This window comes from Rugamonas sp. GW822-FHT03B10, from assembly GCF_058801745.1.
This window is the reverse complement of the sequence record NZ_JBXANP010000003.1, coordinates 30,084-52,847: the sequence shown is the minus strand read 5'-3', so window position 1 is coordinate 52,847 and position 22,764 is coordinate 30,084. Positions and strand designations below refer to the sequence as shown.

19 protein-coding genes and 1 tRNA gene are annotated in these 22,764 nt (G+C 66.9%); all 20 read left to right on the top strand.

Annotated features, from left to right (window positions below):
• Nucleotides 1–88 precede the first annotated feature (88 nt).
• The 20 genes from AC1RQG_RS06150 (at nucleotide 89) to AC1RQG_RS06055 (ending at nucleotide 22,740) form a co-directional block, all read left to right on the top strand.
• Nucleotides 89–1,747: an AMP-binding protein gene (locus AC1RQG_RS06150; protein WP_493129379.1), complete on the top strand. Its 1,659-nt coding sequence runs from the start codon at nucleotides 89–91 to the stop codon at nucleotides 1,745–1,747.
• A gap of 19 nt (nucleotides 1,748–1,766) precedes the next feature.
• Nucleotides 1,767–4,151: a bifunctional salicylyl-CoA 5-hydroxylase/oxidoreductase gene (locus AC1RQG_RS06145; RefSeq protein ID WP_493129377.1), complete on the top strand. Its 2,385-nt coding sequence runs from the start codon at nucleotides 1,767–1,769 to the stop codon at nucleotides 4,149–4,151.
• Between the two features lie 2 nt (nucleotides 4,152–4,153).
• A complete protein-coding gene (locus tag AC1RQG_RS06140) occupies nucleotides 4,154–4,939 on the top strand; it encodes an SDR family NAD(P)-dependent oxidoreductase (protein ID WP_493129375.1) in 786 nt (261 codons plus the stop codon).
• 30 nt (nucleotides 4,940–4,969) lie between these two features.
• On the top strand, nucleotides 4,970–5,503 hold the full coding sequence (locus tag AC1RQG_RS06135; protein WP_493129373.1) for a MarR family winged helix-turn-helix transcriptional regulator: 534 nt from the start codon (nucleotides 4,970–4,972) through the stop codon (nucleotides 5,501–5,503).
• Nucleotides 5,504–5,512: 9 nt separating this feature from the next.
• Complete coding sequence (locus AC1RQG_RS06130; RefSeq protein ID WP_493129372.1) at nucleotides 5,513–6,367, top strand: enoyl-CoA hydratase family protein; 855 nt, start codon at nucleotides 5,513–5,515, stop codon at nucleotides 6,365–6,367.
• Nucleotides 6,368–6,369: 2 nt separating this feature from the next.
• Complete coding sequence (locus AC1RQG_RS06125) at nucleotides 6,370–7,548, top strand: acyl-CoA dehydrogenase family protein (RefSeq protein ID WP_493129370.1); 1,179 nt, start codon at nucleotides 6,370–6,372, stop codon at nucleotides 7,546–7,548.
• Between the two features lie 29 nt (nucleotides 7,549–7,577).
• Nucleotides 7,578–7,970 carry a RidA family protein gene (locus AC1RQG_RS06120; RefSeq protein ID WP_493129368.1) on the top strand — a complete coding sequence of 131 codons (393 nt, stop codon included), beginning with the start codon at nucleotides 7,578–7,580 and terminating at the stop codon, nucleotides 7,968–7,970.
• 68 nt (nucleotides 7,971–8,038) lie between these two features.
• Nucleotides 8,039–8,113 (top strand) — tRNA-Arg (locus AC1RQG_RS06115).
• 156 nt (nucleotides 8,114–8,269) lie between these two features.
• Nucleotides 8,270–10,177, top strand: a complete 1,908-nt coding sequence (locus AC1RQG_RS06110; RefSeq protein WP_493129367.1) for an ATP-binding cassette domain-containing protein — start codon at nucleotides 8,270–8,272, stop codon at nucleotides 10,175–10,177.
• 175 nt (nucleotides 10,178–10,352) lie between these two features.
• Nucleotides 10,353–11,015, top strand: a complete 663-nt coding sequence (locus tag AC1RQG_RS06105) for a CAAX prenyl protease-related protein (protein ID WP_493129366.1) — start codon at nucleotides 10,353–10,355, stop codon at nucleotides 11,013–11,015.
• A 42-nt stretch (nucleotides 11,016–11,057) separates the two neighbouring features.
• Complete coding sequence (epsL, locus tag AC1RQG_RS06100) at nucleotides 11,058–12,284, top strand: XrtB/PEP-CTERM-associated polysaccharide biosynthesis outer membrane protein EpsL (protein ID WP_493129364.1); 1,227 nt, start codon at nucleotides 11,058–11,060, stop codon at nucleotides 12,282–12,284.
• Between the two features lie 8 nt (nucleotides 12,285–12,292).
• Nucleotides 12,293–13,675: an undecaprenyl-phosphate glucose phosphotransferase gene (locus AC1RQG_RS06095; RefSeq protein ID WP_493129362.1), complete on the top strand. Its 1,383-nt coding sequence runs from the start codon at nucleotides 12,293–12,295 to the stop codon at nucleotides 13,673–13,675.
• Between the two features lie 297 nt (nucleotides 13,676–13,972).
• On the top strand, nucleotides 13,973–14,908 hold the full coding sequence (locus tag AC1RQG_RS06090; protein ID WP_493129360.1) for an EpsD family peptidyl-prolyl cis-trans isomerase: 936 nt from the start codon (nucleotides 13,973–13,975) through the stop codon (nucleotides 14,906–14,908).
• A gap of 76 nt (nucleotides 14,909–14,984) precedes the next feature.
• The gene (gene epsE / locus AC1RQG_RS06085; protein WP_493129358.1) at nucleotides 14,985–15,752 is read left to right on the top strand and encodes a polysaccharide export protein EpsE; all 768 of its coding nucleotides are present in this window, start codon (nucleotides 14,985–14,987) and stop codon (nucleotides 15,750–15,752) included.
• Between the two features lie 60 nt (nucleotides 15,753–15,812).
• Nucleotides 15,813–17,225 carry a chain length determinant protein EpsF gene (gene epsF / locus AC1RQG_RS06080; protein WP_493129356.1) on the top strand — a complete coding sequence of 471 codons (1,413 nt, stop codon included), beginning with the start codon at nucleotides 15,813–15,815 and terminating at the stop codon, nucleotides 17,223–17,225.
• 11 nt (nucleotides 17,226–17,236) lie between these two features.
• A complete protein-coding gene (gene epsG / locus AC1RQG_RS06075; RefSeq protein ID WP_493129354.1) occupies nucleotides 17,237–18,112 on the top strand; it encodes a chain length determinant protein tyrosine kinase EpsG in 876 nt (291 codons plus the stop codon).
• Nucleotides 18,113–18,123: 11 nt separating this feature from the next.
• Nucleotides 18,124–19,029, top strand: a complete 906-nt coding sequence (gene xrtB / locus AC1RQG_RS06070) for an exosortase B (protein ID WP_493129352.1) — start codon at nucleotides 18,124–18,126, stop codon at nucleotides 19,027–19,029.
• A complete protein-coding gene (epsI, locus tag AC1RQG_RS06065; RefSeq protein WP_493129350.1) occupies nucleotides 19,026–19,709 on the top strand; it encodes an exosortase-associated protein EpsI, B-type in 684 nt (227 codons plus the stop codon). Before xrtB ends, epsI begins: the two co-directional genes overlap by 4 nt.
• A 36-nt stretch (nucleotides 19,710–19,745) precedes the next feature.
• Nucleotides 19,746–21,206 (top strand): oligosaccharide flippase family protein, encoded by a 1,461-nt coding sequence (locus tag AC1RQG_RS06060; protein ID WP_493129349.1) that lies wholly within the window; start codon nucleotides 19,746–19,748, stop codon nucleotides 21,204–21,206.
• Nucleotides 21,207–21,246: 40 nt separating this feature from the next.
• Nucleotides 21,247–22,740 (top strand): O-antigen ligase family protein, encoded by a 1,494-nt coding sequence (locus AC1RQG_RS06055; RefSeq protein ID WP_493129347.1) that lies wholly within the window; start codon nucleotides 21,247–21,249, stop codon nucleotides 22,738–22,740.
• The last annotated feature ends 24 nt before the right edge of the window (nucleotides 22,741–22,764 follow it).

Genomic DNA, 22,764 nt, shown 5'->3' with positions numbered 1-22,764 from the left:
TTCCACGTCGCGCTTGAAGTTGAGATAGTTTAGGTTTAAAGTATCTGCCGCAGGCTGTGAGGATACGACCACCAACTTCAGGGCGACCATGACCAGACCGACTGCCAGCAGTGCCGGCGCAAGCCATGCCACCATGGGCGCCAGCGCCCACACCGACCCATTCACGCGCGATCACCTGCCGCCGCCCGAATTGTGGCCGGTGCTGCGCTTCGAGCTGCCGGAACTGCGCTATCCGGACCGGCTCAATTGCGTGGCCGAGCTGCTGGACCGGGCGGTGGCGGCCGGCGCCGGCGGGCGCATCGCCATCCGTGGCGCCGGCCAGCAGTGGACCTACGCCCAGTTGCTGGAGCAGGTCGACCGCATCGCCCACGTGCTGCGCGGCCAGCTGGGGCTGGAGACCGGCAACCGCGTGCTGCTGCGCGGCGCCAACACGCCGATGATGGCGGCCGCCATCCTGGCCGTGTTCAAGGCCGGCCTGGTGGCCGTGCCCACCATGCCGCTGCTGCGCGCGCGCGAGCTGGGCGTGATCCTGGCCAAGGCCCGCGTGAACGCCGTGCTGTGCGCGGCCGGGCTGCGCGAGGAAATGGAGGCGGCGCCCGGCGTGCCGCAGCGCGTGCTGTACTTCGGCGCCGGCGCCGGCGCCACGGGACTGGAGGCGCGCATGGAGCGCCAGCCGGCCGCCTATGCGGCGGTCGACACGGCGGCCGACGATGTGTGCCTGATCAGCTTCACTTCCGGCACCACGGGCGTGCCGAAGGGGACCATGCATTTTCACCGCGACATCCTGGCCATCTGCGACTGCTTCCCCCGCTCCGTGCTCGGCTCGCGCCCGGACGACGTGTTCATCGGCACGCCGCCGCTGGCCTTCACGTTCGGGCTGGGCGGGCTGCTGCTGTTTCCGCTGCGGGTGGGCGCCAGCGCCGTGCTGCTGGAGAGGCTGACGCCGGAGACGCTGCTGGCCGCCATCGGCCACTACCGCGCCACCATCAGCTTCACCGCGCCCACGTTCTACCGCCAGATGGCGCCGCTGGCGGCGGACCACGACATCGCCAGCCTGCGCCTGAGCGTGTCGGCCGGCGAGGCGCTGCCGCTGGCCACGCGCGACGCCTGGCGCCAGGCCACGGGGCTGGAGATGATCGACGGCATAGGCGCGACGGAGCTGCTGCACATCTTCATCTCCGCCTCTGGCGCGCAGGTGCGGCCCGGCGCCACCGGCAAGCCGGTGCCCGGCTACCGGGCCTGCATCCTGGACGCGGACGGCAGGCCGGTGGGGCCGGGCGTGACCGGCCGGCTGGCCGTGCAGGGGCCGACCGGCTGCCGCTACCTGGACGACGAACGCCAGCGCGAATACGTGGTGAATGGCTGGAACCTGACGGGCGACGCCTACGAGATGGACGAGGAGGGCTACTTCCACTACCGCTCGCGCACGGACGACATGATCATCTCGGCCGGCTACAACATCGCCGGGCCGGAGGTGGAGGAGGTGCTGCTGCGCCACCCGGCCGTGGCCGAATGCGGCGTGGTGGGGCGGGCCGACGCCGAGCGCGGGCAGATCGTGGAAGCCCATGTGGTGCTCAAGCCCGGCCACGCGCCCGGCGGCGCGCTGGCGGCCGAACTGCAGGAATTCGTCAAGCGCCAGATCGCGCCGTACAAATACCCGCGCGCCGTGCGCTTCCGGTCGTCGCTGCCGCGCACCGAGACGGGCAAGCTGCAACGCTTCAAGCTGCGCGACGACGGTGAACACTGAAACAGAAAGAATCGACTCCATGAATATCGTATGCATAGGCGGCGGCCCGGCCGGGCTGTATTTCGGCCTGCTGATGAAGCAGCAGGATCCCGCGCACGTCATCACCGTCATCGAGCGCAACCGGCCGTACGACACCTTCGGCTGGGGCGTGGTGTTTTCCGACCAGACGCTGGGCAACCTGGCGGCGGCCGATGCGCCGACGGCGCGCGCCATCCTGCAATCGTTCAACCACTGGGACGACATCGACATCCACTTCAAAGGCCACAAGGTCAGCTCCGGCGGCCACGGTTTCTGCGGCATCGGGCGCAAGCGCCTGCTCAACATCCTGCAGCAGCGCTGCGAGGAGCTGGGCGTGCGGCTGGTGTTCGAGACGGACGTGGCGGACGACCAGGAGGTGGCCGCCCGCTACGGGGCCGACCTGGTGATCGCGTCCGACGGCCTCAATTCCCGCATCCGCACGCGCTACGCGGCCAGCTTCGCGCCGCAGATCGAAACGCGCCAGTGCCGCTTCGTGTGGCTGGGCACGAGGAAGAAGTTCGACGCCTTCACCTTCGCCTTCAAGCAGACCCCGTACGGCTGGTTCCAGGCCCACATCTACCAGTACGACGGCGACACCTCGACCTTCATCGTGGAGACGCCGGAGACCGTGTGGCGTGCGGCAGGACTGGAGGACATGAGCCAGGAACAGAGCATCGCCTGGTGCGAGCAATTGTTCGCCGAGCAGCTCGACGGCCATGCGCTGATGTCGAACGCGGCCCACCTGCGCGGCTCCAGCGTGTGGATCAAATTCCCGCGCATCGTGTGCGCGCAGTGGGTGCACTGGAACGACACGCCGGCCGGCCGCGTGCCCGTGGTGCTGATGGGCGACGCGGCCCACTCGGCCCACTATTCGATCGGCTCGGGCACCAAGCTGGCGCTGGAGGACGCGATCGAACTGGCGCGCTGCTTCGGCGCGCACGATGACACGGCCGCCGCGCTGGCCGCCTACCAGCAGGTGCGGGCGGTGGAGGTGCTGAAGATCCAGAGCGCGGCCCGCAACTCGATGGAATGGTTCGAGAACGTGGAGCGCTACAGCGCCATGGAGGCGCAGCAGTTCGCCTATTCCATGCTCACGCGCAGCCAGCGCCTGTCGCACGAGAACCTGCGGCTGCGCGACGCGGCCTACGTGGCCCGCTTCGAGGCGTGGTTCGCGCGGCGCGCGTTCTCGCAGGCGCAGCTGCCGCCACCGGCCAGCCTGGCCATCCCGCCCATGTTCACGCCGTTCAAGGTGCGCGGGCTCACGCTCAAGAACCGCATCGTCGTCTCGCCGATGGCGCAGTACAGCGCCGTGGACGGCACCGTGGGCGACTACCACCTGGCCCACCTGGGCGCGCGCGCGCTGGGCGGGGCCGCGCTGGTGTGCGCGGAAATGACGTGCGTGTCGGCCGATGCCCGCATCACGCCGTTCTGCCCCGGCATGTACGCGCCCGAACACACGGCCGCGTGGAAGCGCATCGTCGATTTCGTCCACGCCAACAGCGACGCGAAAATCGCGCTGCAACTGGGCCACGCGGGCGCCAAGGGCTCCACCCGCGCCATGTGGGACGGCATCGACCTGCCGCTGGAGCAGGGCAACTGGCCGCTGGTGTCGGCCTCGCCGCAGCAGTACCTGGCCGGCGTGTCGCAGACCGCGCGCGCCGTCACGGCGCACGACATGGCGCGCATCGAGGCCGACTTCGTGCGCGCCGCGCTGGCGGCCGGGGAGGCGGGCTTCGACTGGCTGGAGCTGCACTGCGCGCACGGCTACCTGCTGTCGTCGTTCATCTCGCCGCTCACCAACGAGCGCGGCGACGAATACGGCGGCAGCCTGGAGAACCGCTGCCGCTTCCCGCTGCGCGTGTTCGCGGCCGTGCGCGCCGTGTGGCCCGAGCATAAACCGATGAGCGTGCGCATCTCGGCCCACGACTGGGTCGAAGGCGGCATCACGCCCGACGACGCGGTGCGCATCGCGCGCCTGTTCAAGCAGGCCGGGGCCGACCTGATCGACTGCTCGTCGGGCCAGGTCAGCAAGCTGGAACGGCCCCAGTACGGGCGCATGTACCAGACCCCGTTCGCGGACCGGGTGCGCAACGAGGCCGGCATCGCCACCATCGCCGTCGGCTCCATCTTCGAGGCCGACCACGCCAACGGCATCATCGCCGCCGGCCGCGCCGACCTGTGCGCCGTGGGCCGGCCGCATCTGGCCAATCCCGCCTGGACGCTGGCCGAGGCGGCCCGGATCGGCTACGCCGGCGCGGCATGGCCCAAACAGTACCTGGCCGGCAAGCAGCAGCTGGAACGCAACCTGGAGCGCGAGCGCCAGCTGGCCGCCGCCGGCGCCGGCCTCACACCGCAACAACAGGCCGCGCGCCTGCTGGAGGGCTGACGATGAATCCTATCGCCGCATCGCTGGAGGGACGGCACGCACTGGTGACGGGCGGCGCGCGCGGCATCGGCGCGGCGTGCGCGCGCGCGCTGCTGCTGCGCGGCGCGACCGTCACGCTGGCCGGGCGCGATGGCGCCGCGCTGGCCGAGGCGGCCGCGCGGCTGGACACGCTGGGCCGGGTGGAAACGCAGATCATCGACGTCGCCGATGACGCCAGCGTGCTGGCCGGCTTCGCGCGCGCGGCGCGCGGCGCGGGGCGCATCGACATCCTCGTCAACAACGCCGGCCAGGCCGCGTCCGCGCCGTTCGGCAAGACCGACGCGGCGCTGTGGCAGCGCATGCTGGACGTGAACCTGACCGGCACCTTCCACTGCACCCAGGCCGCGCTGCCCGCCATGCTGGAGGCGGGCTGGGGCCGCGTGGTCAACGTGGCCTCGACGGCGGGACTGGTGGGCTACCGCTACGTGGCGGCCTACGTGGCGGCCAAGCACGGCGTGGTGGGGCTGACGCGCGCGCTGGCGCTGGAGGTGGCCGCGCGCGGCGTGACCGTCAACGCCGTCTGCCCCGGCTACACGGAGACCGACATGGTGCGCGAGGCGATCGCCAACATCGTCGCCAAGACGGGCCGCGACGAAGAGCAGGCGCGCGCCGGGCTGGCGGCCGGCAATCCCCAGCAACGGCTGGTGCAGCCGGAGGAGGTGGCCAACGCCGTGGCCTGGCTATGCCTGCCCGAATCGGCCGCCATGACCGGGCAGGCCATCGCCGTCGCCGGCGGCGAGGTGATGTGAGCATGTATTCAACCTTGGAAACGGAACACCATGTCTAGCCCAGAGAACCACGACCACGCCGCGGCACAGGCGCAGCAAGAGGAAGCGCCCGTGCTGGACCTGGCCACCCGCCTGACGGACGACCATCACCAGTCGCTCAAGCTGTGGCTGCGCATGCTCTCGTGCACTATGCGCATCGAGAACGAGATCCGCAGCCGGCTGCGCACCACGTTCGGCATCACCTTGCCGCGCTTCGACCTGATGGCGCAACTGGAACGCTATCCGCAGGGGCTGCGCATGGGCGAACTGTCCAAGCGCATGATGGTCACGGGCGGCAACGTCACGGGCATCACCGACCAGCTGGAGCAGGAAAATCTGGTGGTGCGCGTGCCCGACCCCAAGGACGGCCGCGCCTACAGCGTCAAGCTGACGCCCGCCGGCCGCCGCACCTTCGCCACCATCGCGGTGGTGCACGAACAATGGATCGCCGAACTGCTGCAGGACATGTCGGGCGCCGACAAGGCGCAGCTGATCGACCTGCTGTCGCAGATGAAGCGCCACCTGAACGCCTCCGAAGAAAAGTAAGGACCACCTATGCGATACCTCCCCGGCGAAGCACAGCGCCTGCCCGGCAACGTCAGCACCCTGGCCGGCCACCAGGCCAGTCACTTCCTGTTCACCGTGGCCGATGGCGTGGCCACCGTCACGCTGAACCGGCCCGAGCGCAAGAACCCGCTCACCTTCGATTCCTACGCCGAGCTGCGCGACCTGTTCCGCGCGCTGGCCTACGCGCAGGACGTGAAGGCCATCGTGGTCACCGGCGCCGGCGAGAACTTCTGTTCGGGCGGCGACGTGCACGACATCATCGGCCCGCTCACCAAACTGGACATGCCCGGTCTGCTGGCCTTCACGCGCATGACGGGCGACCTGGTGAAGGCCATGCGGGCCTGCCCGCAGCCCGTGGTGGCGGCCGTGGACGGCATCTGCGCCGGCGCCGGCGCCATCCTGGCGCTGGCCTCGGACCTGCGCCTGGGCACGGCGCGCAGCAAGACGGCGTTCCTGTTCACGCGCGTGGGCCTGGCCGGCTGCGACATGGGCGCGTGCGCGCTGCTGCCGCGCGTGATCGGCCAGGGCCGCGCGGCCGAGCTGCTGTACACGGGCCGTTCCATGTCGGGCGCGGAGGCCGAGCGCTGGGGCTTCTTCAACAGCCTGCACGAGCCGGACGCGCTGGCCGGCGCCGCGCAGGCGCTGGCGCGCGGTCTGGCCGACGGCCCCACCTTCGCCCACGGCATGACCAAGAAGATGCTGCAGCAGGAGTGGAACATGGGCGTGGACGAGGCGATCGAGGCGGAAGCCCAGGCCCAGGCCATCTGCATGGCCACCAATGATTTCCACCGCGCCTACCACGCGTTCGTGGCCAAACAAAAACCGGCGTTCGAGGGGGATTGAGCATGGCCGACAAAAGTTACCTGGACTGGCCGTTCCTGGCGCCGCAGCACGCGGAACTGGAGCGCACGCTGGACACCTGGGCCGCCGCCAACATCGTGGACGGCCACCATGGCGACGTGGACGCGGCGTGCCGCGCCCTCGTGGCGCAACTGGGCGCGGCCGGCTGGCTGCGCCACGCCGTGGCCGGCAGGGAGTGGGGCGGCCATGACGAGGCGCTCGACACCCGCGCCCTGTGCCTGATCCGCGAAACGCTGGCGCGCCATTGCGGCCTGGCCGATTTCGCGTTCGCCATGCAGGGCCTCGGTTCGGGCGCCATCAGCCTGTTCGGCAGCGCCGCCCAGCGCGCCGCCTATCTGCCGCGCGTGGCCAGCGGCGCGGCCATCGCCGCGTTCGCGCTGTCGGAGCCGCAGGCCGGCTCGGACGTGGCGGCCCTCGCGTGCGCGGCCGTGCGCGACGGCGACCACTATGTGCTCGATGGCGAGAAGACGTGGATCTCCAACGGCGGCATCGCCGACTTCTACGTGGTGTTCGCGCGCACGGGCGAACAGCCGGGCGCGCGCGGCATCAGCGCCTTCATCGTCGACGCCGGCACGCCCGGCTTCGCGGTCGCGGAACGCATCAACGTGATCGCGCCGCATCCGCTGGCGCGCCTGACGTTCACCGGCTGCCGGGTGCCGGCCGGCGCGCGCATCGGCGAGGCGGGGCAGGGCTTTAAGGTGGCGATGGCCACGCTGGACGTGTTCCGCACCTCGGTGGCGGCGGCCGCGCTGGGTTTTGCGCGGCGCGCGCTGGACGAGGCGCTGGCGCGCGCCACGGGCCGCCAGATGTTCGGCCAGGCGCTGGCCGACTTCCAGCTCACGCAGGCGCGCCTGGCGCAGATGGCGACCGGCATCGACGCGGCCGCGCTGCTGACCTACCGGGCCGCGTGGCAGCGCGACCAGGGCCGCAACGTGACCAAGGAGGCGGCCATGGCCAAGCTGACGGCCACCGAGACGGCGCAGCAGGTGATCGACGGCGCCGTGCAGTTGTTCGGCGGGCTGGGCGTGGTCAGCGAGCAGCCGGTCGAACGGCTGTACCGCGAAATCCGCGCGCTGCGCATCTACGAGGGGGCGACGGAGGTCCAGCAACTGATCATCGCGCGCGAGCTGCTGCGCGCCGCGCCGCAACCTGAGGGCAAATAGACAAAATGGGTGGACAGATGAATGAGCAGATGAAGATCCTGCAACCGCCGGGCTGGGTGCGCCCGCGCGGCTATGCCAACGGGGTGGCCGCGCGCGGCACCGCCGTGTACGTGAGCGGCATGATAGGGTGGGATGGCCAGGGTGTGTTCCACACCGACGATTTCGCCGGCCAGACCCGCCAGGCCTTGCACAACATCGTCGCCGTGCTGGCCGAGGCCGGCGCGCGTCCCGAGCACATCGTGCGCATGACGTGGTATGTGCTCGACAAGCGTGAGTACGTGGCGGCCTGGCCCGACATCGGCCTCGCCTACCGCGAAATCATGGGCGCGCACTACCCGGCCATGACGGCCGTGCAGGTGGCGGGACTGGTCGAGGACCGGGCGAGGGTGGAGATCGAGGTGACGGCGGTGGTGCCGGACTGAGGGCGCGGCCGCGCGCCCCCCCTGTCGCAGTCGTTTGTTAGGCTGTACAATGGCGCTGCTCACAGTGTGTCGCCATAGTTCAACGGATAGAACAGGTTCCTCCTAAGAATCAGATACAGGTTCGATTCCTGTTGGCGATACCAGTCCGGCGCCCGGCCTCCGGACCACCCTCACCGCCTCCGGTGCGGCGCAATTGGCGCGGCGCACGCGGCAGCCGGTACAATGCGTGCTTCATTCATTCATCCATTCTGCGGCTGGTCGCCCTTGTCGGCGCCCGCCCGGATATCTCCTCACTCATTATGGCAGTCATCTCCTTATCCTCGGCGCAACTGGCGTTCGGTCACGTCGCGCTCCTCGATCACGCGGAATTTTCACTGGAAACGGGCGAGCGCGTGGGCCTGATCGGCCGCAACGGCACCGGCAAATCGTCGCTGTTGAAGATCATCTCCGGCCGCTTCAAGCTCGACGACGGCCTGCTGGTGATGCAGCAGGGCTTGAAGATCGCCTACGTGGAGCAGGAACCCGTGTTCGATCCGGAGATGACCGTGTCCGAGGCCGTGGCCGCCGGCATGGGCGACCTGCAGGACTTGCTCAAGGAGTACGACGCGCTGACGGGCCAGTTCGGCCAGGGCGACGACGACGCGCTGATGGAGCGCATGCATGACATCCAGGTCAAGCTCGACGCGGCCGACGCCTGGAGCCTGCCCAACAAGGTGGCCACCACGCTGGGCAAGCTCAACCTGCCGGGCGACATGCTGATGAAGACCTTGTCCGGCGGCATGCAGAAGCGCGTGGCGCTGGCGCGCGCGCTGGTGTCGGCGCCCGACGTGCTGCTGCTCGACGAACCGACCAACCACCTCGACTTCACGTCCATCCTGTGGCTGGAAGGCTTGCTGCGCGACTTCAAGGGCAGCGTGCTGTTCATCACCCACGACCGCTCCTTCCTCGACAACGTGGCCACCCGCATCGTCGAGCTCGACCGGGGGCGGCTGCTGTCCTTCCCGGGCAACTTCAGCGCCTACCAGGTGCGCAAGGCCGAGCAGCTGGAGATCGAGGAGGTGGAGAACGCCAAGTTCGACAAGTTCCTGGCCCAGGAGGAGGTGTGGATCCGCAAGGGCGTCAAGGCGCGCCGCGTGCGCGACGAGGGTCGCGTGCGCCGGCTCGAGGCGCTGCGCCTGCAACGGGCCGCGCGCCGCGAGCAGCAGGGCCAGGTCAAGCTGGACGTGTCGTCCGGCGAACGCTCGGGCAAGATCGTGGCCGAGCTCGAAGGCGTCTCCAAGACCTTTGGCGAGAAAGTGGTCATCAAGGACTTCAGCGCCACCATCCTGCGCGGCGACAAGGTGGGCCTGATCGGCGCCAACGGCGCCGGCAAGACCACGCTGCTCAAGATCATCCTGGGCGAGGAGACGGCCGACGCCGGCACCGTGCGCCTGGGCACCAAGCTGCAGGTGGCGTACTTCGACCAGATGCGGGCCCAGCTCAACGAGGAGGCCAGCCTGATGGACACCATCGCGCCGGGCAGCGACTGGGTCGAGATCAACGGCCAGCGCAAGCACGTGATGAGCTATCTGGGCGACTTCCTGTTCGCCCCCGAGCGCGCCCGTTCGCCCGTCAAGTCGCTGTCGGGCGGCGAGCGCAACCGCCTGCTGCTGGCGCGCCTGTTCGCCAAGCCGGCCAACTGCCTGGTGCTGGACGAGCCGACCAACGACCTCGACATCGACACCCTCGAGCTGCTCGAGGAACTGCTGGAGGAGTACACGGGCACCGTGTTCCTCGTCAGCCACGACCGCACCTTCCTCGACAACGTCGTGACCCAGGTGATCGTGGCCGAAGGGGAGGGCCGCTGGCGCGAGTTCGTGGGCGGCTACACGGACTGGGAGCGGGTGCGGGCGCAGGCCCCGGCCGCGGTCCCGGCCAAGCCGGCGCCCAAGGCCGACGCCAAGCCGGCGCCGGCCGCCGCCGCGCCGGCCGCCAAGCCGCGCAAGCTCAGCTTCAAGGAGCAGCGCGAGCTCGACGAGCTGCCCAAGCTGATCGCCAGCCTGGAGGACGAGCAGACGGCGCTGGCGCTGCAGTTGTCGGACCCCGACTTCTACAAGAAGAACGCGGCCGAGGCCAAGCGCGTCAACGCCCGCATGGAGCAGATCGAGGAAGAGCTGCTGACGGCGCTCGAGCGGTGGGAGGCGATCGAGTCTGCCGCGCGCGGCTGAACGCGCGGTTCGTTTGCGGGCGGACTCCTCAGTTCGTCCAGTTTGTTGTAACATAAGCATGTTTGGGGCCGCCCCCTTGGCGGCCCGTTGCCTCGTTGAGACAGGAACAGCATGCGCGTTATCCCCGTTGCACCGTCCGTGGCCCGCGCCACGCCCGTCCGTCGCCGGTGCCGCCATGTTTGATCGCGCCGCCTGGCCGCGCGTCCTGCCGTTCGCCGCCTACCTCGCCTTCATCGCCGCCGCCGACCTGCTGGGGCGGCTGGGCGCCAGCGCCGACCAGTTGCGCTGGCTGTATCCGTGCAAGATCGCCGTCGTGCTGGCCCTGCTATTGCTGTTCCGCCGCCAGTACGATGAGTTGCGCCTGTCCCGCCTGGACCGGCGCGCCGCCGCCACGGCGGTGACGGCCGGCGTCGTGGTGCTGGTGTTGTGGATAAACCTCAATGCGGACTGGATGTCGGTGGGCGCCAGCGCCGGATTTGATCCCATGCGCGATGGCAAGATAGACTGGCTGCTGGCAAGCGTGCGCGTGGCCGGCGCCGCCCTCGTGGTGCCCGTCATGGAGGAGCTGTTCTGGCGCTCCTACCTGATGCGCTGGATCGCCTCGCCCCGGTTCCAGCAAGTGGTGCCCGCACGGTTGGGGTGGAAACCTTTTGTTGTCACAGTGGTATTATTCGGCTTCGAACACAACCTCTGGCTGGCCGGCATCGTGGCCGGCGCCGTGTACAGCCTGTTGTACATGCGCAGCGGCACCCTGTGGTCGCCCGTGCTGGCGCACAGTGTCACCAACGGTTTACTGGGGGCATGGATAATTTCCACTGGTCGTTGGAGTTACTGGTAATATTGACAAATAGCAGTTTGATATTTTACAAAGAAGACGCCCATGCCTAGTTCCCTGTCGACCCACTCCCGTTGCCCGCGCGGCACCTTGCTGCCGCTGGCGGCCCTGATCGGCGCCATCCTGGCCAGCCCGGCGCAGGCCGCCCTCAGCGACACCATCCACCCGTTCGTGTCGGCCACCTACAGCTACGAGGACAACCTGTTGCGTCTGCCCGACGGCGTGCCGGGACCGCAGGGCAGCCGCTCCGACACGCTGACCCAGTTGCAGGCCGGGCTGTTGTTCGAGCGTCCCATCGGGCGCCAGATCCTGACCGGGCAGGCCAAGGTGTCGCGCGTCAGCTTCAACCACTACGACCAGCTCAACTACAATGGCAAGGATCTCTCGGCCGAGTGGCAATGGTTTGTGCTGCGCAACTTCTCCGGGCATGTGGGGGTGGCCTATTCCCAGGTGCTGACGCCCTTCACGGACTACCATAGCAGCGAGCGCAACCTGCGCACCACGCGGCGAGAATACGCGGACGGCTACTGGCGCTTCCACCCCAGCTGGCAGGTGCACGCCGGCCTGTCGACCACCAAGTACAGCTACGACCTGGCCAGCCAGCGCTTCATCGACCGCACCGAGGACAGCGGCGATGTCGGCCTCGACTACCTGGCCGCCAGCGGCAGCCGTTTCGGCGTGCTGGCGCGCCACGCCAAGGGCAGCTATCCCAACCAGCGCGTGGTGGGCGGGGTGGTGATCGACAACGGCTACAAGCAGGACGAATTGAAGGCCAACATCTACTGGCTGCTGAACGGCGTGACCCAGGTCCAGGTGCTGGCCGGCTGGGCCCGCCGCGACCACAACTTCTTCACCGGCTACAACGCCAGCGGCGCCAACGGCCGCGTGACCGTGTACTGGCAACCGCTGGGCAAGCTGAAATTCAATGCCAGCACGTGGCGCGAGTTCCAGGCGGTCGAGAGCACGCTGGTCAACAGCAGCCTGAACAAGGGCGTCAGCGTGGGCGCCAACTGGGACATCTCGGCCAAGCTCAAGGCCGACGCCTCGCTCCGCCACGAGCGGCGCGACTTCAACGTGGTGCGCGCCGTCGTGCTGGCGGGCGACCCCAGCGATTCGGGCAACCTGGCCCAGGCCGGACTGACCTACATGCCGCTCAATTCGGTGCAGTTGAATCTCAGCGTATTCCGGGATAGCCGCACCGGCAGCGCGTACGTGGGGACGGGCAGCTACACGGCCAAGGGTGTGTCGCTGACGGCGACGGGGCAGTTCTAAAGTAAGCTATGACTGTAAACGACGTCCCCTTAATTTCCTTCTTTCAGCGTATCCTCGATCCACTCATCATCATGGGTACGCTGTACCTGTTTTCGATGATCTATGCTGAACCGTTCACCGGCTATTCGCTGGTGCTGATGGTGCTTGCGTTTTTCGTCTCGTCGTCTGTGTACCAGCACGTCGACCCCTACCGCACGTGGCGCAGCGGCCGCATGCTGGCCTACTCGCGCGACATCGTGGTGGGCTGGGTGGTGACGGCCTTGATCCTGGTGTTCCTCGGCTCGATCAGCGGCCTGGCCTACCACTACGACGAGACGGTGGTGCTGTCCTGGTTCGTGGCCACCCCGTTCGTGCTGCTGACCAGCCACCTGGCCGCGCGCGTGATCGGCTCGGACCCGGCCAAGGCCAGCGAGGTGCGCTCCGTGATCATCATCGGCGCCAACGACGTGGGCCTGAAATTCGCCCGCACCATCGAGCGCCATCCGAACCTGTTTATGAGCGTGCACGGTTTCTTCGACGACCGCACGGAGGACCGCTGGCCGGCCGACATGCGCCAGCCGATGCTGGGCCGCATGGCCGACATCGCCCCTTACGTGCGGGCCAACCATGTGAAGATGATCTTCATCAGCCAGCCCATCTCTGCCCAGCCGCGCATCCGCAAGCTGCTCGACGAGCTGCAGGATACGACGGCCTCGGTCTACTTCCTGCCCGACATTTATGTGTTCGACCTGATGCAGGCCCGGTTCGACAACGTCGGCGGGATGCCCGTGATCGCCATCTGCGAGTCGCCGTTTACGGGCTTTAACAGCATGATCAAGCGCGCCAGCGACATCGTGCTGGGGGCGCTGATCCAGATCGCCCTGCTGCCCGTGATGCTGGTGATCGCGCTGGCCGTCAAGCTGACCTCGCCCGGTCCCGTGATCTTCCGCCAGCGCCGCTACGGCCTGTACGGCGAGGAAATCATCGTCTACAAGTTCCGCTCGATGACGGTGGCCGAGGACGGCGCCCACGTGGTGCAGGCCACCAAGAACGACCAGCGGGTCACCCGGGTGGGGGCGTTCCTGCGCAAGAGTTCGCTCGACGAGCTGCCCCAGTTCATCAACGTGCTGCAGGGGCGCATGAGCATCGTGGGCCCCCGGCCGCACGCCGTGGCCCACAACGAGCAGTACCGCAAGCTGATCAAGGGTTACATGCTGCGCCACAAGGCCAAACCCGGCATCACGGGCTGGGCACAGGTGAACGGCCTGCGCGGCGAGACCGAGACGCTGGACAAGATGGAGGCGCGCATCCGTTACGACCTCGACTACCTGCGCAACTGGTCGCTGTGGCTGGACCTCTGGATCATCGTGAAGACGGTGCACGTGGTGCTCAAGCGCGACAACGCGCACTGACGGCCACCACCGTGCGCACGGTAGCGGCGCGCCGTGACGAACCGCGGCGCTTGCTTTATAATCCACAAAATGGTTTTTTTGGCAAAGTTGCGCGGCGCGATTTCCGGCCGTCGATGATTTTTGTAATATTGACAATCAAGCCCGTGGCTTGCATACTGCGGTGGCAAATCAGTAGCAAATATTTATGCTGTGGGTAGCGAAAGTTTGCTAATGTCGCGGTAGGCCGGCGGCTGGCCCACGATCGGGCTTGGCGGTGCTTGCCGGGACTTGTTGACCTATTTGAATATGGCGAACTTGATGAAGAACAAAAAGACTGCTGGGAAAGTGCTGGTGTGTTCCGGGGTGATGCTGGCGGCGGCGTTGGCCCTGTCCGCTTGCGGGAACAAGGAAAAGAAATCGGGCCAGTCGCTGGTGAGCGTCAACGGCGAAGAGATCACCGTGCTCCAGTTGAACGAGGAATTGCAGCGCGCCGGCATCCAGCCGCAGCAGCAGGCGGCCGCGCGCAAGCAATTGCTGGATGCCCTGGTCGACCGGCAGTTGTTGCAGAACGAGGCCGTCAAGGACAAGGTCGACCGCGATCCCAAGGTGGTGCAGGCGGTCGAGCGCGCCAAGTCGCTGATCGTGGCGCAGGCTTACCTGCAAAAGCGGGTGGGCGCCGTGGCGCGGCCCTCGCGGGCCGAGGTGGAGGCCTATTACAAGGCCCATCCGGAATTTTTCGCCAACCGGAAGGAACTGCTCATGCGCGAATTGGTCATCGCCACCGCGGACCTGGGCGATGAACTGAAGGCCGAGATGGACAGCGCCAAGTCGCTCGACGACGTGGCGGCCTGGCTCGATGCCCGCAAGATCAAATTCGGCCGCACGGAACTGACGCGCGCCAGCTCCGACCTGCCCTCCGAGCTGGTCAGCAAATTGCTGGCTATGCCGAAGGGCCAATTGTTCGTCATCAAGGAAGGCGAACGCAGTCTGCTGATCACCATCGCCGCCATCAAGGACGTGCCGGTGACCGTCGATGTGGCTGCGGCGCAGATCGAACAATTCTTGTTCAACAAGAAGAACAAGGAACTGGCCGACGCCGAGTTGGCCCGGCTGCGTGCCGCCGCCAAGATAGTCTACCTGACGCCCGGTGACGAGAAGGCGGCCGGCGCGCCGGCCACGCCGGCCGCCACGCCGGCCGCGCCGGCCGCCAGCGCGGCGACGGCCAATGAACGGGGCGTCGCCGGGTTGAAGTGAAGCGGGGCGCGATGGCGCACAACAAACATTTATGAGCGATAGGATCGGGTGGATAATGAAGCGACTTGCGATATGGATGATGGCCTTGCTGCTGGCCGGTATGGCTGGACTGGCGAACGCGGCTGAAACGCAGCTGGGCGCCGGTGATTTGATCAAGGTGTCCGTGTACGGCAATCCGGACCTGGGGTTGGAGACGCGCGTGAACACCGACGGCACGATCACGTTTCCGCTGCTGGGCGCGGTGGAGGTCGGCGGCCTGTCCGTGACGACGGCGGAGAAGAAGCTCGGTGGTTTGCTGGAGTCGGGTGGTTTCGTGCGCAAGGCGCAGGTCAACATTGTCGTCACGGCCCTGCAGAGCCAGCAGATCTCCGTGCTGGGTCAAGTGAACCGTCCGGGCCGCTACCCGGTCGAGGGCAAGCGCAGTGTGATGGACGTGCTGGCGCTGGCCGGCGGCATCAGCGCCGACGGCGGCGACACCGTCAGCGTGATCCGCAAGCGCAACGGCCGCACAACCAAGGACGTGATCGACATCGTCAACATGATCCGCACGGGCGAGTTCAAGAACGATTTCGAGCTGGCGCCGGACGATATCCTGTACGTTGAGCGGGCGCCGCGCTTCTATATTTATGGCGAGGTGCAGCGTCCGGGCACGTTCCGCCTGGAGCGCGCCATGACGGTGGCGCAGGCGTTGTCCGTCGGTGGCGGTCTGAGTCCGCGCGGCACCGAGCGTGGCGTGCGCATCAAGCGCCGCGGGGCCGACGGCTCGATGCAATCGATCGACGCCAAGCTGGACGACGTGGTCCAGGCCGACGATGTCGTGTATGTGCGGGAAAGCCTGTTCTGATACACGCCGCGCCGTTTGCGCGCGGCGCCATGTCCTCCATTTTGTGTCGAAAGTTGTAACATGAATTTCTCTCAATTCCTGTTGATCCTGCGGGCGCGCAAGAAGATCATCCTGATCACCTTGTTGGCCACCGTCTCGATCACGCTGCTGGTCAGCCTGTTGCTGCCCAAGACCTATACCGCGACCGCCTCGCTGGTGATGAACTATAAGGGCGTCGATTCGGTGACCGGGCTGACCATGCCCGGCCAGCTGTTGCCCGGCTATATGGCCACGCAGATCGACATCATCGGCAGCAAGAACGTCGCGTTGCGGGTGGTCGACCAGATGAAACTGGCCAGCAGCCCGGTCGTGCAGGCGCAATTCAAGGAGGCCACCGAGGGCAAGGGCACGGTGCGCGACTGGCTGGCCGACCTGCTGTTGAAGAAGCTGGAGATCGTGCCGTCGCGCGAAAGCAGCGTGGTCGACATCAACTTCAAGGGCGCCGACCCGGACTTCGTCGCCGGCGTGGCGAATGCCTTCGCCGAGGAATACCAGAAGGTGAGCATACAGCTGAAGGTCGAGCCGATGAAGAAGGCGGCCAGCTATTTCGACGAGCAGACCAAGTTGCTGCGCGATAACGTCGAGACGGCCCAGGCGCGCCTGTCGAAATATCAGCAGGAGCATGGCATCGTCAGCCTGGACAACCGGCTGGACGTGGAGTCGACCCGGCTCAACGACCTGTCGACCCAGCTGGTGATGGCGCAGGGCCAGTTGATGGAGGCGACGTCGCGCCAGCGCATGGCGCAGGGCGGCATGGGCGCGGAATCGCCCGACGTGGTGAGCAACCCGCTGATCCAGAGCCTGAAGGTCGGCCTGGGCAATGCCGAGGCCAAGTTGGCCGAACTGAGCCAGCGCCTGGACAAGAACCATCCCCAGTACCAGTCCGCCAAGGCGGAGGTCGAGAAGCTGCGGGCCGACTTGCGCGATCAGCTGCAGGCCACCTCCAACAGTGTCAGCAACAACGCCCAAATCCTGCAGCAGCGCGAGGCGTCCGTGCGCGCGGCGCTGGCCCAGCAAAAGGCCAAGGTGCTGGAACTGAACCGGACACGCGACGAGCTGGGGGTGCTGCAGAAGGACGTCGAGAGCGCGCAGCGCGCCTTCGATGCGACCTCGCAGCGCTTCTCCCAGACCAAGATCGAGGGCCAGGCGGACCAGTCCGACGTGGCCGTGCTGAACCCCGCCGTGCCGCCGGTGCAGCCGTCGAGCCCGCGTGTGCTGCTCAACGCCCTGCTGTCCATACTGCTGGGCAGCCTGCTCGGCGTGGGGCTGGGCCTGCTGGCCGAGATGCTCGACCGCCGTGTGCGTTCCGAGGCCGATGTGGTCGAGTTGCTGCAGGTGCCCGTGTTTGGCGCCATCCGTTGGCAGGATGCGCCGCGGCCGCGCCGCTTTGGATTGCCGCGTCTGGCGCGCGCAGCCGCCGTTCAAATTAAATGATGGAACCCGCTATGAATTATCCTGCCTCCCCCGTGCCCCATCCGCCGCTGGCGCGCGGCGGCGATTCGAGCATAGGCGCCCTGCTGCTGGCTTCGGGCAAGATCAGTCCCGAGAACGCCGAACGTGTCCTGCGTATGCAAAAGGAACTGGGCATACGCTTCGGTGAAGCGGCCCAGCGTCTGGGCCTGATCACCGAGGCCGACATCCAGCAGGTGCTGGCGCGCCAGTTCGACTACCCCTATCTGGCCGAAGGCGAGGGCAAGTTCCCGCCGACGCTGGTGGCGGCCTACCAGCCCTTCAGCGGCCAGGTCGAGACGCTGCGCGCCGTGCGCAGCCAGCTCATGTTGCGATGGTTCGCCCGCGGCCGCAAGGCGCTGGTGGTGGTGGGCGTCGATGGCGACGCCGGCGCCAGCCTGGTGGCGGCCAACCTGGCCGTGGTGTTTTCCCAGCTGGGCGAGCGCACCTTGCTGGTCGACGCCAACCTGCGCACGCCGCGCCAGCATGACATCTTCGCCTTGAGCGGGCGGCAGGGCCTGTCGGACCTGCTGGCCGGACGGGCCGGCCTGGACGCGATCGCCGTCATCGACGATTTCCTCGACCTGTCGGTGTTGGGCGCCGGCACGCTGCCGCCCAACCCGTTGGAGTTGCTGAGCCGATCCGGTTTCGCCGGCCTCAATTTGCAGCTCGAGGAGCGCTACGACGTGGTGTTGTACGACGTGCCTTCGGTGCAGGCCGGCACGGACGCCTTCGTGGCCGCGGCGCGCGCCGGCGGTGTGTTGTTGGTGATCAATAACAACAAGACCCGGATGGCCAGCGTGCACGCCATGCGCGAGCAGATGGAACGCAGTGGCGCCGAGGTGGTGGGCGCCGTGATGATCGACGACTGATGGCACGGACGATGACACGACCGTTGACGCTGGCCGGCCCTTCCTGGCCGCAACTGCTGGCCGACTGGTGGCCGCTGATGCTGGGCATGGCGGCCCTGTACGGCCCCACCTTCTACGACCTGGCCACCGGCCTCTGGTCGACCGAGAGCTATGCCCACGGTCCCATCATCCTGGCGCTGGCGCTGTGGCTGCTGGCGCGCCTGTTTCCCCGGATGGCGCAGCGGCGCAGCGGCGGTCGCGCCTACGCCGGCTGGGCGCTGGGCGTGCTGGCCATGGCGCTGTACGTCATCGGCCGCTCGCAGGCCATCCAGGCGTTCGAGCTGGGCTCGTTCATCGTCGTCCTGCTGGCGCTGGTGCTGATCTTCTTCGGCGGGGGCTCGCTGCGCGTGGTCTGGTTCCCGTTCTTTTTCATGCTGTTCATGATCCCGCTGCCCAGCGCCGTGGTCAGCATGCTGACGCTGCCGATGAAGATGGCCGTGTCCTACGCTGCCGAGCACATCCTGTTCCTGTTCGGCTATCCGATCGCGCGCAGCGGCGTGATCCTGCAGATCGGCCAGTACCAGCTGCTGGTGGCCGACGCCTGCGCCGGCCTGCAGACCCTGCTCACGCTGGAGGCGCTCGGCCTGTTCTACCTGAACGTGGTGCGCCACTCCGCCGCCCTGCGCAACGTCACGCTGGCCGCGTTGATCATTCCCATCTCGTTCACGGCGAATGTGATCCGCGTGATCACGCTCACCCTCATCACCTATTATTTCGGCGACGCGGCCGGCCAGGGTTTCCTGCACGGCTTCGCCGGGATGCTGCTGTTTATCAGCGCCTTGCTGCTGATCATGGGCGTCGACTCGCTGCTGCAATACATCGTCGGCGTGCGCGCGCGCCGGTCGGCGCCGGCGGCGGCCAGTAAGGACGCGGCATGACACAGCGACGCTACGCCCAATTCGCCCTGTGCGGCATGATGTTGCTGTCGGCCGGCCTGGCCAAACAGCTGACCCCGACCGTCCGGCTGGCCGAGGTGCGCGCGCCCATCGTGCTCGAGCGCGCCATCCCGTCGCGCTTTGGCGACTGGACCCTGGTCGACACCGGCGCCACCGTGGTCGATCCGCAGATCCAGGACGAACTCAAGCGCATCTACACCCAGACCCTGGCCCGCACCTATGTCAACGGCAAGGGCGAGCAGGTGATGCTGTCGATCGCCTACGGCAAGGACCAGAGCGACACCACCCAGGTGCATTATCCGGAAATCTGCTATCCGGCCCAGGGCTTCCAGGTGTTGTCGAACCGGGCGGCGACGCTGGCCACGGCCAGCGGCACCATCCCCGTGCGGCGCCTGGAGACGAGTCTGGAGGCGCAGCGCTACGAGCCCGTGACCTACTGGACCACCGTCGGCGACGTGGTGGTGGTCAGCCGGATAGACAAGAAACTGGCCGAGATGCGCTATGGCTTCCACGGCGAGATCCCGGACGGTCTGCTGTTCCGCGTGTCCTCGATCAACCGCGACACCGGCAGCGCCTTCCAGCTGCAGGACAGTTTCGTGCAGGCGCTGGTGGCCCGGCTGGGCGAACCGGACAAGCTGCGTCTGACGGGGCTGACCCGCTAGGCGATCATCGCGCCGGCGCACGCCATTAGGAATCCAATGAATTTAGCAGCAAAGACGATCGGTGCCGTCAAGAGCAACTACGCGGGCACGCTGGTGCGCATCGCCGCCCAATTCTTCGCCCAGTTGATCATCATGCGCCAGCTCGGACCGGAATTGGTCGGCACATTCGGCTACAACCTGCTGCTGTACGGCGTGATGGCGCTGATCATCGACCAGGGCTTCGGCTGGGCGCTGATCCAGGGGCAGTTCGAGGCCGATGAGGTCAGTATCGTGCTGTCGCGCGTGATGCTGGGCTCGGTGCTGGGCGGGTGCCTGGTGTATGCCATGTCCTACCCGCTGTCGGCTTGGCTGCACAGCCCGCTGGCGGGCCAGATGTTCCGCTATTCGGCGCCGTCCTATCTGCTGATCGCCGTGTTCGGCATCTCGCACGCCAAGCTGCGGGCCGAGTTGCGGTTCCGGGAGATCCAATACGCCACCACCGGCGCCTACCTGATCGCCTATCCGCTGGTCGGGGTCGGCATGGCGTTGGCCGGCTGCGGCATGTGGGCCCTGCTGGGCGCCTGGTATGCGCAGGCGATTTTGCAGTTCGCGATAGGTTACTACTTCTATCCGCACTCATTGCGGCTTGGCAATCCGCTGCGGCCGACCAAGGCCGGCCCGTTGGGACGCTCGGTGGCCGGCATCAACGTGCTGAACTGGGCGGTCGATAATTCTAGCGGGGTCGTCGCCGGCGCGCTGGGGGCGGGCGCCCTCGGCAATTTCAATGCGGCCAGCATGTTGTCGCGCACGCCGGCGATGCAACTGGCGCAGACGCTGCAGGTCGTGCTGTTCTCCACCGCCTCGGCGGTCGGGCGTGACGCGCCGCGCATCAAGCGGCTCTACCTGGGCGCGGTGGCGTCGATTGCCTTCGTGGTCATCCCCGCCTACGGTTATGCACTGACCCATGCGCACTGGTTGATCAGCCTGTTGTTCGGCAACAAGTGGCTGGAGGCCGCGCCTGCGTTCTCGGCCATGTCTGTCGGTATGGTCGCGCTATCCATCAGCACGCTGTCGGGCGCCATACTGACAGCGATCGGTGGTCAGCAGACCGTGCTGCGTTCGCAATTGTTTTGCCTGCTATTGATGTTGCTCGGCCTCTACCTGGCCGTGGATTATGGCCTGGTGGCGCTCGGTTTGGTCATCAGCGGAGCCTATCTGGTCCGACTGGCGGTGCAAACGCGCGCGATCGCGCGCAGTGCCGGCATCGGGGGGCGGGAATTGCTGGGCGTGGTCCGCGGGCCGCTGGTGCTGGCACTGGTGCTGGCGGTGCAGTTTGCCCCGCTGTATGTGCCTGGTGGCGATCTGATGATGTATGAGGCGCTCAGCTTGCCGCTCAAACTGTTGGTGGTGGTCGGCCTGCTCAAGGCTTTTCCACACTTTTTCTTCTGTCCGGCGCTGCATGAAGTGATGCTGCGCTTCGGGGCTGGGCGGCGACTGGCGGCGTTGTTCGGACGCTAGACCGGGCGGTAATGTAATTCGGAGGGGGAGCGCATCCACCATGGTAGAACTTTTTACGTTTGTGTTATTGCCACTGGCGGCGCTGTTGCTTGCCGTGGCGGCGATCAGCGGGTCGGTCATCGTCAGCGGCATGGCGATCCGTTGGCGCGGCTACGCCTTCAGCGCGCTGATCATGTTGTTGACGGTGGCCAGTATCCTCAGCATCGTCTTGTCCAAAAGGAAACTGACGCTGAGCGACCAGGGGCTGATGAATGTCGCCGAAGGGGATGCCGGCTCGGGTTTGGCGGCCAAACTTCTATTGATGACATTGGTGGCGTCGTCCATAGCGCTATGCCTTGCCTGGTTCTTCGACTTCAATAAAAAGTTGGCCGGCGCGCCACGCTATCTCGGCCGTGGCCTCATGCCGCCGCGTGACGCAACGGTGGCGTTCATGCTGTTCTTTGTCGCCTTCAGCGTGTTGCCGATTCCTTTGGGCAAGCACTATTATTTCCACATCTCGCTGGTGTATCCCTTCTTTGTTTATCTGGCCCTGTTTTGCTACATGCAGCTGTCCGACTTCGACCCGGCGCTGATCTTGAAGTATTGTCTGGGTATGTTGGTGTTCGCCAGCCTGATCGCCGCAGTCGCAACGCCGAGTTCGGCCTTTCAACCCGGCTACGTCGGCTTGATCCCCGGTTTCAGCCGGCGCCTGTGGGGGGTCACCGCCCATGCCAACGCGCTGGGGGCGGTCGCCTGCGCGTACGTCCTGATGGAATTGGCGGTGCCATCCAAACGGCGCTGGGTCGGCTTGCTGGTGCTGGGCGCAGCCTGGCTGACGTTGTTGCTGACGCAGTCCAAGACGTCGATTCTGTCGGCCATGTTCGGCTCGTTGATTATCACTGGCAACCGGATCTGGCGTTACGTGAGCGACAAGGGCCAGGGCTACAATCGCAGCGGCAGCCTGTTCCTGGCCGTGCTGCTTGGGCTGGCATGCATGATGATTGTGGTGCTGGGAGGATGGATGATGTTCGCCGATTCGCACTTGCTGCGTACGCTCGAAAGAAATTTGGATTCGCGCGCTGTGGGTGACCTCAGCACCGGGACGGGCCGCTTGTGGATCTGGCGTGCGGCGCTCAACGGGGGCATGGAGCATCCTTTGTTCGGCCAGGGCGGCGGCTTCTGGAATCTGGAAAACCGCTTGCGGCTGGGCTTGAGCGGGGCGGTCACCGCCCACAATCAGTATTTGCAAGTGTTCAGCCGTTCTGGCCTGGTCGGCGTGGTCGGTCTGCTGGGCTTCCTCGGCGTATTCATCCGTTATGCCGTCCGCGCGGCGAAGGCGACCTCCGGCGCTAGCATTGCGATGTTGTTGGTCCTGCTGGCGCGCTCGATAACGGAAGTGCCGATCGCGCCCAATGCCATCCTGGGGGCGGAATTCTTCGCGACGATGGCCTATCTTTTCTATGTGATTGACCGGGGCGCGCGCGCATTGCCGCCGGCACGGGCGCCCGCACAGTCTGTCACCGCCCGGTACGCGCGCGGACAGATGGCGGGGTGATTGTTATGATAATATTTATGATTG